The 14,360-nt window shown below is 46.8% G+C and carries 8 protein-coding genes; 1 reads left to right on the top strand and 7 read right to left on the bottom strand.

Going from position 1 to position 14,360, the window contains the following annotated elements; all coding sequences use genetic code 11:
* Positions 1 to 37 precede the first annotated feature (37 nt).
* On the bottom strand, positions 38 to 1,924 hold the full coding sequence (locus SDEN_RS07810; RefSeq protein ID WP_011495935.1) for a DUF885 domain-containing protein: 1,887 nt from the start codon (positions 1,922 to 1,924) through the stop codon (positions 38 to 40).
* Positions 1,925 to 2,126: 202 nt separating this feature from the next.
* Between SDEN_RS07810 and SDEN_RS07805 the strand changes: the two genes are divergently transcribed.
* Entirely contained in the window at positions 2,127 to 3,539 is a 1,413-nt protein-coding gene (locus tag SDEN_RS07805; RefSeq protein WP_011495934.1) for a hypothetical protein, read from the top strand.
* A gap of 129 nt (positions 3,540 to 3,668) precedes the next feature.
* On the opposite strand, the gene purF is transcribed toward SDEN_RS07805, so the two are convergent.
* The 6 genes from purF to SDEN_RS07775 all read right to left on the bottom strand — a co-directional run bounded on the left by purF (position 3,669) and on the right by SDEN_RS07775 (position 14,268).
* Positions 3,669 to 5,183, bottom strand: a complete 1,515-nt coding sequence (purF, locus tag SDEN_RS07800) for an amidophosphoribosyltransferase (protein ID WP_011495933.1) — start codon at positions 5,181 to 5,183, stop codon at positions 3,669 to 3,671.
* Between the two features lie 27 nt (positions 5,184 to 5,210).
* Entirely contained in the window at positions 5,211 to 5,711 is a 501-nt protein-coding gene (locus SDEN_RS07795) for a CvpA family protein (RefSeq protein WP_011495932.1), read from the bottom strand.
* Between the two features lie 116 nt (positions 5,712 to 5,827).
* Positions 5,828 to 6,526 (bottom strand): cell division protein DedD, encoded by a 699-nt coding sequence (gene dedD, locus SDEN_RS07790; RefSeq protein WP_011495931.1) that lies wholly within the window; start codon positions 6,524 to 6,526, stop codon positions 5,828 to 5,830.
* A gap of 108 nt (positions 6,527 to 6,634) precedes the next feature.
* The gene (gene folC, locus SDEN_RS07785) at positions 6,635 to 7,981 is read right to left on the bottom strand and encodes a bifunctional tetrahydrofolate synthase/dihydrofolate synthase (RefSeq protein WP_011495930.1); all 1,347 of its coding nucleotides are present in this window, start codon (positions 7,979 to 7,981) and stop codon (positions 6,635 to 6,637) included.
* Between the two features lie 68 nt (positions 7,982 to 8,049).
* The gene (gene truA, locus SDEN_RS07780; protein WP_011495929.1) at positions 8,050 to 8,835 is read right to left on the bottom strand and encodes a tRNA pseudouridine(38-40) synthase TruA; all 786 of its coding nucleotides are present in this window, start codon (positions 8,833 to 8,835) and stop codon (positions 8,050 to 8,052) included.
* Positions 8,836 to 8,982: 147 nt separating this feature from the next.
* Positions 8,983 to 14,268 carry a FimV/HubP family polar landmark protein gene (locus SDEN_RS07775; RefSeq protein ID WP_011495928.1) on the bottom strand — a complete coding sequence of 1,762 codons (5,286 nt, stop codon included), beginning with the start codon at positions 14,266 to 14,268 and terminating at the stop codon, positions 8,983 to 8,985.
* Between the last annotated feature and the right edge of the window lie 92 nt (positions 14,269 to 14,360).

The raw sequence follows: 14,360 nt of genomic DNA, 5'->3' as shown, positions 1-14,360 counted from the left end.
TTAGGCGCTGTAATGGCCAGCTGCGGACAGATGGTGATTATGATTTTTTCTTAGCAATCCAGTTGTTAACATCGGCTTCTACCACGCTCATAGGGCGTGCCCCTGGCAATAAAATCAAATCGTGAAATTGCCTGATATCAAACTTATCGCCTAAGGCCGTTTTGGCAAGCTCGCGCAGCTCGACAATCTTTAACATACCCAGCTTATAACCTAAGGCTTGACCCGGCCAGGCAATATACCTGTCGATGGCTGACGCCACATTGGCTTCTGTTGAGCCTGTCGCGGTCGCAAAGTAGCTAATCGCCTCTGCACGGCTCCACTTTTTATGATGCAGTCCGCTGTCCACCACTAACCTAGCGGCGCGGTAGACTTCGGCTTGTAGGCGACCTAAGTTGCCCCAAGGATCGTTTTCATACATGCCCATTTCGAACGCCACTTGTTCGGCGTATAACGCCCAGCCCTCGATGAAAGCATTGAAAGAGGCATTCTGGCGCATCAAGCCTATGTCGGTTTGTTGCATATTCAGCGCAATTTGAAAATGATGTCCGGGCACAGCCTCATGGTAAGTTAAGGTTTTTAGACCGTATTTCACAATAGAGGTCATGTCCATTAAGTTTATAAAGTAAACCCCTGCTCTGCTACCATCCAGTGCAGGAGGTACATAAGAGCCACCGGCTGCGCCGGCTTGGGTTTCAACGGGCACGCGTTTCACCACCACTTCTTGAGGCGGTAAGCTTGAAAACAGCGAAGGCGCCTTGTCCATTACCCGCTTAATTTCAGCGCTTAAATCATTAAGTAATTGTTGACGGCCCGCGTCTGAATTTTCATACAAGAAACGAGGCTCTTGATTAAGCACTAGCATGCGCTCACCAACACTGCCTTCAGTGTACCCATTGGCGCTTAAAATAGCGTCCATTTCCTTGGTTATACGCGTCACCTCATCAATACCCAGTTGATGGATGGCATCGGCGCCGAGGCTTGAATCGGCAAGATAGGTTATCCCATGCTGATAAAAGGCTTTTCCGTTCGGCTGAGCCCAAATGCCCACCTCGGTAGGCGCCTTAGCTTCCAGCGCCAACATAAATGCCGTTAATGAGCGATAAGCTGGGTAAATGTTGGTTTCTACTTGTGCAATGGCTTTATCTGTTAAGGCCTGTACTTGTTCTGGCGTCAGTTCAGGCACGTTACTGAGTTTAGTCGCAAAGCTTGTCACTAAGCTATGCTCTGCGGCTGGAGAGGCGACAAAGTTTGCCAGATACTTCAATGTATTAGGGAATAATGCCTTAGGAAGAATCACCCCTTCTTTAGCATCTTCGGCCACTTTGGATTGCACTTGCCCCACCATGAGGGCCAGCGCAGAAAGACGCGCCAGATAATCTTGGCCATCCACTAGGCTATTAATGGTTTGTTGATCGGCTAAAATGGCAGGAATATCAATCAAGGGGCCATTTATTTGATTGACAATATACGGTAAGTGCCCTGCCCAAGTGTCAATATAGCCGGCGTTGAAATCTGCAAGGCCCGCGTAATATTGGCCGATAACTTGATTGATCAATCTATGCCGCTGCTGCTCATCACTAAGACCGCGGGCTTCAATGCTGGCCAAGGCATGGGCAGCTTGTTGCATTTGCAGCTTAAAGGCCTGTACCCCTTGGGAGGAATAATCCGGTAGGCGGCGCTGAAAATCTCCCGCTTGCCCTTGAGATAAATTCAATGACGTCGCCATGGCTGGCTGCAATTGAATAAAATCGCTGGCAAAGTTTGCTACCGCAGCCTCAAGTTGTTGCTCAGCACTAGCAAGGTTCACTTGAGGCGAGGCTTGGGAAAGTGAAATTTCAACAGGCTGTGTTTCTACGATAGGATCAGGTGAACAACCACCAAGGGCGATGAGTATGGCTAAACTTAAAAGACGCGGGCTGAACATTAGACTTCCTTAGGAGACAACAAATAGTCGCTAGACTATACCTGTTAAGCGTCATCAACAACATCAATTCTGAGGTACTACTTCAGATCTATTCTGTGGTAACCCTATAAAAATTTGAAAGATTACACTAAGATATGCAGGACGAATATCGGCTTAGCCCAAAGGTATTGGTCAGTAACTTAAGCCATAGGTTGGAGACAGCATGAATAAGCAAGTGAGCACTCGCGGTACCAAGGAAAAAGCATTACGTCTGAATTTAGACGATAAGAAATACGGTACTATCGTTGAAATTGGTGCTGGACAAGAAGTAGCGCGCAATTTTTTTGTGGCAGGCGCCGCTGCGGGTACCATAGCAAAAACCATGTCAGCCTATGATATGACCTTCTCGGATGCCATTTACGGTGTGCAGCAAGACGGCCGCTACGTCAGTAAAGCCCGTGTCCAAGCCATGATGGAACAAGAGCTTGATTTAGTGATTGAGCGGGTCGGTGATGTGCGCTCCAAGTCTTCACGTTATTTTACCTACGCCGCCACAGTGGCTGCCAAGAGCTTTAATCGTAATAACGAGTGCCATGCCTGGTGTGGTGTACGAGTACAGATGTACCCCGGCGCCGAGCCGTCCAATATCGTGGTCCATGTGCGCATGTTTGACGATAACGCTGAAGCCCAACAACAAGCCCTCGGGGTCCTCGGCGTTAACCTTATTTACGCCGCTTACTACTATTTTGAAGATCCTAAAAAAATCATCGACTCATTAACCGATGATTTAAAAGCCAATCGGATTGAAATTGATTGCATCGAATTCCAAGGTCCCTATTTTGAAGACATAGACAGTCGGGCTAAGAATATTCACCTAATTCGCAGCTGGAAAACTCGCGCCATCATGTTTAAGCCCGATGGTAGCGTCGCGGTACCCGCTGAAATGCTCTACAAAAAGAATGTGTTAACTATTCGCGGTTCATTCAAACCTGTGACTAAGCTCAATGTCGACATGATAGAACAAGGGGAGAAAGCCTTTGCCGAGCTTGAGGGCGTCAGCAAGGACAATACCATAGTGATCGCCGAAATCTCATTAAATGACAGCCATGGCAAAGATGCCAATATGTCATCTACAGACATCATAGAGAGAGTCAAACTGCTTAATTTACTCGGTTACAATGTAATGGTGTCGGATTACACCCGCTATTTTTCGTTAAGGGCCTATTTCCGCCAATACACTAAGCTGCAGATTGGCATAGTGGTCGGCATGATTAACATTAAGCAAATCTTCGATGAGACTTTTTACCGCGGCCTTGAAGGCGGTATTTTAGAAGGGTTCGGTAAACTGTTTCCCGATCATACTCGGGTTTTTGTCTACCCTGAGCTCAGTGAAACCGGCGAGTTGAAAGACTTAACCACAGTGAATGTGCCCAATAACTTGCGTTACCTATACCGTCACCTCTTAGATAATGGCTTTATTACCAGCATTGAATCCAGCGACATCAATCTGTTTAGCTATTTCTCACGAGAAATCTTAAAGCAGATAGCCAAAGGCTCAGACGAATGGCAGCAAGCCTTGCCTCAGCCTGTTATAGATGAAATCATCAGTAAAAAACTGTTTGGTTATCGTGGTTAATACCACGAATTAACAAAGTAACAAGGTAACAAGAGGGTATAAAAAAACCAGTAGCTTTAGGCTACTGGTTTTTTTTACATCGAATTATTCGCTGCAATTTTTTGCTGCAACTTTTGTTTCAATTATGCCTTAAGGATGACACACATTGTGCAATTCAAGGTTAGTGCCAATATCTTTGCTACGGCCTAACTTGGCATCATCATTACGCAATTGCGTCAGGTGATCCAAATAGCTTTGGTCGACATCGTTGGTAATGTAGTGGCCATCGAATACCGAAGTATCGAACTGCTTAATTTCAGGGTTCTCCATCCGCACTGCTTCGACTAAGTCAGTCAGGTTTTGGAAGATTATCCCATCTGCACCGATAATATTCGCGATTTCATCGGCGTCACGGCCATAAGCTATCAGCTCATTGGAGGTCGGCATATCGATTCCATAGACGTTCGGGAAGCGAACTTCTGGGGCTGCCGAGGCGAAATACACTTTATTGGCACCGGCTTCACGCGCCATTTCGATGATCTGCTCAGAGGTGGTACCGCGTACGATAGAGTCATCCACTAATAATACGTTTTTACCCTTAAACTCAGTGTTTATCGCATTGAGTTTACGGCGCACCGATTTAATCCGCTCTTCTTGCCCCGGCATAATAAAGGTACGGCCAATATAGCGGTTTTTCACAAACCCTTGGCGGTAAGGTAAATTCATGCAGCGGGCAATTTCTAAAGCGATATCGCAAGAGGTTTCAGGAATAGGAATAACCACATCTATGTCATGATCTTCCCACTCTTTCTTGATTTTTTCACCTAGCTTTGCCCCCATGTTCACCCGGCTGGCATACACAGACACTTTATCTATGGTGGAATCTGGGCGCGCAAAATACACGAATTCAAATATGCAAGGCGCATAATTAGGATCTATGGCGCACTGACGGGTAAACAACTGGCCATCTAAGGTGACAAAAATCGCCTCGCCAGGCGCTACATCACGCATCACTTCAAAGCCAACCGCATCCAGTGCCACACTTTCAGAGGCTACCATGTACTCAGTACCGGTGGCACTCTCGTGCTTGCCTAAGATTAACGGACGAATACCGAAAGGATCGCGAAATGCCACTAGGCCTTGGCCTATAATCATCGCCACAACCGCATAAGCGCCGCGAGTTTGCCCATGGACTTTAGCCACAGCATCAAACACCTCATCGGCGCTTAAGGTCAAGCTGCGAGTCTCTTGCAGCTCATCGGCTAATAGGTTGAGCAATACTTCTGAGTCGGACGTGGTATTCACATGACGGCGCTTTTTTACTAAGCCTTCAGCAAGTTCTACTGTGTTAGTGAGATTGCCGTTATGGGCCAATGAAATCCCAAAGGGGGAGTTAACATAAAAAGGTTGGGCTTCAGAGGCACTGGAGCTGCCTGCTGTGGGATAACGTACATGGCCTATGCCAGCATTACCTTGCAGTCGCTGCATATGCTTAGGTTCAAATACGTCCTTCACTAGGCCATTGGCTTTACGTAAACGAAATGCTTGATGATCCACTGTAACTATACCTGCAGCATCTTGACCACGATGTTGAAGTACTGTGAGTGCATCATAAATCGTTTGATTAACCGATGTCTTGCCTACTATTCCGACGATACCACACATGGGTAAGCTTCCTCATTGTAAGATGTTCTATTTTATCATTATATTTTGGGGTACAAAGCTGGAGGTGTTTTCCAAATAGGTAAAAAACCATTGAATAACCACACCAAATTCAGGCACTAACACAGATTGCTTCCACCAATTTGAATTGGGGAAAGCGGTAAAAGCATCCATAAAAAACAGTAACGCACTCACGATAAGCGCGCCGCGAATGGCGCCGAAACACACACCTAATACCCTGTCAGTACCGGAAAGGCCCGTTTTGGCCACCAGTTGACCTAAGAGGTAATTAATTAATGCGCCTAGAATTAGGGTGGTGATAAATAAAATAGCGATAGCAACGCCGTTACGGAACAATTCATCTGACATCTGAGTCAGGTGCACCGCAAGATCGAGATAAAACTGGCTGGCAATAAAGAAGGCTGCAAACCAAACAACAAGAGACATGGCCTCTTTGGCAAATCCACGTATAAGGCTTATCAGGGTTGATAGGCCGATCAGGATGATAATTGCGTAATCAATCCATACCATTGAGCTTGAAATCCACTATCTAGATGAAGACGGCGCGATTCTACCAGAGACAGGAGGGTTTCTCACCCTCTTGTCGAATAAATAAATCACGCTATTTAACAGAGCCAATAAAACACTTATCTTTCAAGGGGATTGTAAGGAACAATCTTTCCCTTAAGCCCGGTTAGCTTTTCTATCTGAACTTGCCTTATTTTCAGCTTAGCTTCAGAAACATCGGGACCAACAAACACTTTGGTCAAACGGCCATCAACAGGATTACGAGGCAAGGTATAGGCTGTAAAGCCAGCTTTACGCAGTTGCGCCACTAAAGCCACCACATTATCGGCACTGTTAAACCCGCCCAGTTGCAGCGTCACACTCGCCTGAGGCTGGCTTGTTGGCTGACTGGCTTCGGGACGACTCACAGTTTTCACTGCTGTTTTTGCTTTTTCAGTCGATTTAACCGCTGCTGGAGCCAATTTTTTGCTGTCGGCGGCACTGACCGTTAAGCTATCGACCATTTTAATGGGCTTGAGGCTAGAGATCGGTGGTGAGGCGCCTTCCAATTGTTGCTGGGCAGGCGTGCTCTCGGCACTCAGAGCTTGAAACTTCTCTTGCTCCGCAGCGACGGTGGAGTGCTCGCCTCGACTCGGCTCAGCTTGCGGGTCTGACTCTGCTTGCGTATTTCTTGCCAGACTTTGGCTACGCAGTGGAATTTCGGTAAACACTTCTTCCACTTTACGTTGCTTTCCGTCGAGTAAATCAGGTAAAAAAATTACCCCTAACGCCACTAAGACTATGGTGCCCACTAATCTATTTTGAAATTGACTGGTCACTTGCTAATTCCTTGCATCTTTAAGAAAAAATGTTTCATTTTCATCACGGTTATCTTATTACTGTATCCCAGCTTTCATCAAAGGGGGTTTACAGGGAATTGACCTAGCTTATGCTAGGGGTTCAAGTAAGGCTTTGATGCCTGCAACTGTATAGAAAGAACCAAAAACGATGATAATATCATCCTCTTGCGCCTCAAGCGTTAGCGCTTTCCACCCTTGACTCAAGGATTCAAACTCCAACACTTGTGTCAAAGCAAGATTGACTTCAAGTGCTTGAGCTTGAGTTTGCTCTAAGGCCGCGGACAATTGGCTGGCACTGGCACCTCGTTCATTCTGTAAACTGGCAAAATACCACGCATCCACCACATCAGTGAGTTCACTCAATACGCCAGCCATGTCTTTGTCTTTTAACATGGCGCACAGGGCCAATATTCGCTTGCCGTTAAATACAGACAGTTGCTTAGCCAAGTAGGCCGCAGCATGGGGATTATGGGCCACATCAACAATCACCAATGGTGAAGTTGATAGGGTTTCAAAACGACCCGCAAGACGCGCTTGGCCTATGCCTAAACTGAGCTGTTCATCACTAATCTCTGGCCAACGCTGAGTCAACAATGCCACCACACTCGCGGCGTTGGCTAAAGGTAACACAGGTAAGGCTAAGGCGGCTATCTGCCGATTTGGACTGTTAAAAGACCAAGTGTTTCCCTGGGCCTCATAGCTAAACTCATGACCGACACGACAGACTGGTGTGCCAATTTGCTCAGCATAGTCAGTGACTGTTATGGGCAGTGCTGGCTCACCTATCACGGCTAAGCGATTAGCCCTAAACACCCCAGCTTTCTCACGACCTACCGCTTCACGAGTATCACCTAAGTATTCTTGATGATCTAACGCAATAGAGGTGAGCAAGCAGATATCGGCATCAATCATATTGGTGGCATCTAACCGACCACCTAAGCCAACTTCAAGAATGATCACATCAAGCTTCGCCGCCTTAAATAGCCAAAGCCCAGCTAAGGTCGCGTACTCGAAAAAGGTTAATGATATCGCTCCCCGCGCCGCTTCAATGGCAGAGAATGCCGCGATCAGAGCCTCATCGCTCGCATCCACACCTTGAATACGTACCCGCTCATTGTAATGAATAAGGTGCGGTGAGCTGTAAACGCCCACCCGCTTGCCCGCAAAGCTCAGCACTGACTCTAACATGGCGCAGCTGGTGCCTTTGCCATTAGTGCCCGCCACAGTAATCACTTGTGCTGGGGCTAAATCCAATAGTTGTAATTGTTTAGCAACCTGGCTCACTCGGCTCAGGCCCATGTCGATTTCTGCTGGGTGAATTGACAATAAATAGTCGAGCCAATCCTGAAGGGTGGCTCCTTGCTTTGGCCTGCCGCCATGGGCGACTGACGCCGCTTTTTTGTTCACATCATCTTGCTGGGTATTTAAAGACATAAATAAAAGCCAACCTAGTCAAATTCACACATTATTGAATATCCGTATTCACACTTATTAACGACCCACTAATCCAACATAAACAAAGGCCCTAGGGCGAGTTTAGGAATAGCGAACTCTTCTGGATAAGTAACATCAACCAAATACAAACCATTGGGTTTAGCCGTTGCTGCCGCTTGCCTTCTGTCTTTAACTGCAATTAACTTAGAGATCCAATTAAGCGGCTGATTACCAAGGCCAATTTCTAGCAAACTACCCACAATATTGCGCACCATATGATGCAAAAAGGCATTAGCCTTAATGTCCACCATAATATACATGCCTTGGCGGGTTACATTCACTTCATGAACGCTGCGAAATGGGCTTTTAGACTGGCACTGCATCGCCCTAAAACTGGTAAAATCATGCTCACCTAGCAGCTGCTGCGCCGCTTGATGCATTAAGGTTTCATCGATATCTCCATGGTAATGACTCAGGCCATGGCGCAACAATCCTGGGCGAAACTTATGGTTATAAATCACATAACGGTAGCGTCTCGCGGTTGCCGAAAAGCGCGCATGAAAGCTGTCATCGACAAGCTTAACCCAGCGAACCGCAATGGTGTCAGGTAAATTAGCATTAACCCCTAGTGTCCATGCTGAGTCTGGTCTGATAACTGTGGTATCAAAATGCACCACTTGACCCGTGCCATGTACACCTGCGTCGGTGCGCCCTGCACACACAACCTCGATAGGCTCATTGGCTATTAAAGAAAGGGCTTTTTCAAGCTGAGCTTGTACCGAATCCACTTCTACTTGGCGCTGCCAACCACAATAACTACTGCCATCATATTCGATACCTAACGCAACCCGCATTGATTCATCCTCACATGTTAAGAGCGCGCATTTTATCACAAAAAAAACGGCGCATGCAGTGCGCCGTTTTAGTTTATCTTGCTGAGATAACAGGCTCAGCGAATGTCGCTAGCCCTGGCTAACATTCAACCTTGGCTACCGCTTAGGTTACCTCAAGCCCTTAATCAAACTGGCAGCCTCAGATTTTTGTCTGTCGTTGCCATCTAACTGCACCTCTTTTAATAGCGCCTTGGCACTATCGGCATCTTCAATTTCGATATAGGCCCTTGCTAAATCAAGTTTAGCATTGACCGAATTCTCTTCATCATCCACATCTATCATTGAAGTGTTACCAATCAAGGAGCTTATTTCATCATCATCCATGCTCACGTCAATATCTTTATATTGATCGCTGCTGTCACCGCCTTCATCGGCATCATTGAGTAACTTATTAATATCAATATAGCCATTTTCCACTTCGAACGTGGCCAATGAATCCTCATTTAATAAGTCTACATGCTCATCCGCATCCAACGCCGCCAATGCTTCTTCGACGGTTAAATTTTCATCTGTGATTTCAAAGTCGTCTTCAACACTGAAGATTTCTTCCTCACCGCTCGATGCCACATTCTCAGCGAAGGCTGCCAGCAGGTTATCATCATTAAAATCTGGGTCGTCAGCTTGATTGTCTTCAACTTCAGGCTTTGATGAACTTGAGTCGGCCGTAGTGCCAAGATCCCACTCTAAAGGGGCCGGTTCAGGTTTCTTATTGGCTTTTAAATCATTAAAAAAGCTATTTTCCTTGGCTTTCTCCGCCGCTGATGCCTGTGGTGAACTCTGCTGTTTTGGCTCAGCACTAACATCAAGATCGGTTGGTTCATCATCTTCAAAGATAAAGTCCTCATCCTGAGTATCATTCATACTGGCCAATAGGGCTGCGAGCTCTGCATCGGCTTTAGCTTCATCAAACACAGCAGCAGGCTTAGCGTCACTTACGTCAAGGTCTTCATCCTCATCATCGAGTAACGAGAAATCTATATCTTCTACTTCATCGTTATTTTCAGTGCTAAAAAGGTCGTCATCATCCAGTGTTAATGACGACTCATCTTCTGTACTGGGGGCTTCTGGTGTTTGCTCTACCTCAGGTTCCAGTTGTAACTCAGGCGCTTCTGTCCTAGGTTCTGGCTCTGACTCAATCTCAGGTTCTGGTTCAATCTCAGGTTCCTGCTCAGGTACCATGGCGAGATCTTCTGCCATAGGTTCAAGCTGTGATTCTGGTTCTAGTTCTAGTTCTAGTTCAGTGGCAGCTTCGGATTCTAGTTCGATTGGCTCAAGTGCATCTTGCTCAAGCTCTGTATCGGCGGTTTCAACCAGTTCTGGCTCAAGCTCGTTTGTTCCAAGTGCAGCGTCACCTTCAGCTTCAACTTCAGTTTCAACCGCGCCGGCATCCGCCAAGGTTTGAGCATGATTTAACTGTCCTAATAGGGCATCAAGCTCGTCGGTATCGATATCAAGACTTTCTTCATCATCGTCTGTATCAAAGTCGCTGTCACTGAGGGTACTCGTTTCTGAAGCTGCTAACGCATCTTCATCAGTCGTTGCTGCGACTTGCTCTGGCTCACTGGATTGAAACTCCTCAAGCGCTAACTCATCGGTTTCAAGCTCTAGGTCGGCTTCTATTTCGGGAGACATCTCTGAATCAAGATCTGCAATAGCTTCCGATTCTATTTCAGCTTCAGTTTCGACGTCTAAGCCAGCTTCAGTGTCAGCTTCAGTGTCAGCTTCAGTCTCGACTTCTGCTTCGGCTTCTGCTTCGGCTTGAGTTTCACCTTCAGGTTCAATCTCTGCTTCAGTTTCTGCTTCTACTTCTGCTTCTACTTCAGCTTCTACTTCAGCTTCTACTTCTACTTCTGCTTCTACTTCTGCTTCTACTTCAGCTTCCACTTCAGTTTCTACTTCAGTTTCTACTTCAGTTTCTACTTCAGCTTCTACTTCTGCTTCTGCTTCGGCTTCTGCTTCGGCTTGAGTTTCACCTTCAGGTTCAATCTCTGCTTCAGTTTCAGTTTCTGCTTCTACTTCTGCTTCTACTTCTGCTTCTACTTCTGCTTCTACTTCAGCTTCTACTTCTGCTTCTACTTCAGCTTCTACTTCAGCTTCTACTTCAGTTTCTACTTCAGCTTCTACTTCTGCTTCGGCTTCAGTTTCGACTTCGGCTTCGCCTTCAGACTCGGGTCCAGCGAATGAGGTATCGAAATCGTCTTCTCTTGCGGCTGGGCTATCAGTCACTTCAGCAGTTTGATCTGTGTCAGGCTCTGCACTGATGGCATCGGTGAGTTCACCCTGCTCATCCTCTGCTAACGCTTGGGTATCGATAGTTGGGGCATCAGATTCAAACTCAGCTAGCAATGAATCCAGATCCCCATCCGCGGGCTCATTTTGCTGCTCTGCACTTGTGTCTGGCGCAGACTCGGGTTCCAAGTTGAGTTCTGGTTCAAGCTCTGGTTCTTGTTCTAATTCTGGTTCAAGTTCTGTGGCTATGGCTTCGGCTGCTATTTCCTCTGGGGTCTTCTCAAGCTCAGATAACAATGAATCGATATTCGTATCCAATATCTCATCGTCCGCATCAGTGTCAGCGCTAAGGGACAGCTCTTCATCCAACTCTGCTGCTATGGCATCGGCTTCCAGCTCTTCTGGGGTCGTTTCAATCTCGGCCAGTAATGAATTTATCTCATCATCCGATGGCTCGCTTTGCGGCTCTGCGCTCGCGTCTTGTACTATTTCTGAGTCAGTGTTTTCATTTGTGTTTAACCCTAAGCTCAGATCTGAGTCAGATTCAAGTTCGGCGGCAAGCTCTGCGGCTACGGCTTCGGCTTCTATTTCCTCAGGGGTCTTCTCGAGCTCAGATAATAATGAATTTATATCATCATCCGATGGCTCGCTTTGCGGCTCTGCGCTCGCGTCTTGTGCTATTTCTGAGTCAGTGTTTTCATTTGTGTTTAACCCTAAGCCCAGATCTGAGTCAGACTCAAGTTCGGCGGCAAGCTCTGCGGCTATGGCTTCGGCTTCGATTTCTTCAGGGGTCTTCTCGAGCTCAGATAACAATGAATCGATATCTGTATCCGATGCCTCAGTGTCCGCTCCAGTGTCAGCGCTAAGAGCCAGCTCTTCATCTAGCTCAGCTGCTATAGCATCGGCTTCCAGTTCTTCTGGGGTCGTTTCAATTTCAGCTAACAATGAATCTATCTCATCGACAGCTTTCTCATTGAGTGGTGCTTCGCTGACAGCGTTCACTTCACTGTCTGTGACTTCTGCATCATCATCTTTTTTTGAATCGAAAGCCACCAACATGGCATCTATGTCATCATCGGCAGGTTCGGCTTGAGGTTCAGCTGCAAGCTCTTCATCAAGCTCAGCTGCTATAGCATCGGCTTCCAATTCTTCTGGGGTCGTTTCAATTTCGGCTAATAATGAATCTATCTCATCGACAGCGAGTTCATTTTCTGGCGCATCGTTAACAGCTTCTAGGTCACTGTCTGTTTCTGCATCCTCTTTTTTCGCATCGAACGCGGCCAACATGGCATCGATGTCATCATCGGCAGGCTCGGCTTGTGGTTCTGCTGCTATATCTTCAGCTGCTGTCTCTTCAGTTGAGATGCTGTCTGCTTTGCCCGTATTAAACTCGGCCAGCATGGCATCAATATCATCATCGGCAGGCTCGGCTTGTGGTTCTGCTGCAGTATCTTCAGCTGCTATATCTTCAGCTGCTATATCTTCAGCTGCTATATCTTCAGCTGCAGTCTCTTCAGTGGAAAGACTGTCTGATTTGCCCGTATTAAACTCGGCCAGCATGGCATCTATGTCATCAACTGACTCAGATTCTTCTTCGACCGCAGTCACTTCAGTAGAGACGCTGTCTTCTTTGCCTATGTTAAACTCGGCAAGCATGGCATCTATATCGTCATCTGCAGCTTCTACCTGAGCATCATCTTGGCTGGAGGGTTTGTCATCTCCAGTGCCAAAGGCTGCCAACATGGCATCTATGTCGTCATCGTCTGACTCCAGTTGAGGTGGTTCTACTTCATCGGCGGCAAATTCAGATAATACGGCATCGATATCATCGAGATCACTTGCACTTTCGGCCACGTCAGCCTCAGCAGGTGTTTCTTCCTCTAAATTAGCAAAGAAGCTATCAAGATCGTCATCATCAGGTTTGAGCGGTTCAAGCTCATCTTCTTGCTCTTCCATTGCTTCAGCCCAAAGATCGTCCAAAGAAGTGCCTTCCTCTTCTTTGGCGCTGTCTTCGGCGATGAACATTTCGGACGCCATATCCATTTCAGCGTCACTGCCCATTTCCACTTCAGGCTGAAGATCGATACTGCTTAGATCCAGTAAGTCATCCAGAGAATCGGCCTCTTCCACATCCAAGTGCACGGCTTGATCTCCTTCGTCCCCTTCAATGTCATGTTCGTCTTCAGCCAGCATATCCGCCATCGCAGCAGCACTGGCTCCTGCGGCAATCGCAGCGGCCGCTGCCACCTCGGTTTGCATTTTCTTCTTGCTGCTGCGACGCATTAGCAAGAACAGAATAAGGAATATCAATAATAATGGCAGCGCAGCCATTAGCACTAGCATTAGGGTGCTGTCTGTTAAATTGCGCCAAAAATCATCCGGTGCTTCTTCCACCACTGGGGCTTCCACTTCAGTAGTGTCTTCAATCAATTGTTGATAACTTGCCTTTAGTGTTTGATTTTTTTCATTAAGCTGATAAAAGTCTTCTTCTAGACTTGACACTTGTAAGGACAACTCTTCAAGTTTTGTTGTCAATGCCTTGCTGTCGCCTGCCTTGACGACAAGCTCATCTTGGGCACGGCCAAGCTCTTCGGTGAGCATCAATATTTTGTGCTCAGCTGCTTCTAGCTTGATTTTAAGTTCATCGGCAATGCGTTTTTCAACCATGTCCACACTTGGCTTGGCAGCAACAACCGCAGGCTTGCTATCTGGGACAATTTGCAATGTTCTAGAAGGGGTGACTGGCGCTCGAACCACAGCTTTGGCAGGAGTCTGAAAACGTTGATCGTCCCGGTCGGCACGTTCTTTCGCTAAACGCTGAGGGATCCCTGCCATCACTTGTTCCGATGGCACTAATAAGATCATTCCACGTTCTAAGGTGTTGTAATTATTGCCGCTAAAGGCATGGGGATTGGCATCATATAGCGCTGCCATCACTTGATAAACGCTGATGTTTTCATTGGGACGCAACTTCTGGGCTATGCTCCAGAAGGTATCGGCGGAAGTTGTTGGGCCATACTGACGCTTAGGTGATTGTTTTACTTCACCATTTGGGCCTGTAATTTTCAATGTCTCAGCGTGAACTGGTACGCTTATGTTGGCCGCAGATAAGGTAACAAGGGCGCAAGCTATGGCGCCCAGCAAATATGAAGTACGAAAAATCATCAATCTTTCCCTTTTAGCGCTATAAGGTTGTCTTCAGACAACTGGCTTTAGGCAATTGTATTTATTAGGTTTGGTTTATACGCGTCGTTAAC

The organism is Shewanella denitrificans OS217 (genome assembly GCF_000013765.1).
Classification (GTDB): Bacteria; Pseudomonadota; Gammaproteobacteria; order Enterobacterales; family Shewanellaceae; genus Shewanella; species Shewanella denitrificans.
The sequence above is the reverse complement of the archived record's forward strand: the minus strand, read 5'-3'. Positions and strand labels throughout refer to the sequence as shown.

Excerpts from the sequence above, each read along its gene's own strand:
- truA (WP_011495929.1), bottom strand. The coding sequence starts at position 8,835 with ATGCGGGTTGCGTTAGGTATCGAATATGATGGCAGTAGTTATTGTGGT.
- SDEN_RS07795 (WP_011495932.1), bottom strand. The coding sequence starts at position 5,711 with ATGGTATGGATTGATTACGCAATTATCATCCTGATCGGCCTATCAACC.
- purF (WP_011495933.1), bottom strand. The coding sequence starts at position 5,183 with ATGTGTGGTATCGTCGGAATAGTAGGCAAGACATCGGTTAATCAAACG.
- SDEN_RS07775 (WP_011495928.1), bottom strand. The coding sequence starts at position 14,268 with ATGATTTTTCGTACTTCATATTTGCTGGGCGCCATAGCTTGCGCCCTT.
- SDEN_RS07810 (WP_011495935.1), bottom strand. The coding sequence starts at position 1,924 with ATGTTCAGCCCGCGTCTTTTAAGTTTAGCCATACTCATCGCCCTTGGT.
- SDEN_RS07805 (WP_011495934.1), top strand. The coding sequence starts at position 2,127 with ATGAATAAGCAAGTGAGCACTCGCGGTACCAAGGAAAAAGCATTACGT.
- folC (WP_011495930.1), bottom strand. The coding sequence starts at position 7,981 with ATGTCTTTAAATACCCAGCAAGATGATGTGAACAAAAAAGCGGCGTCA.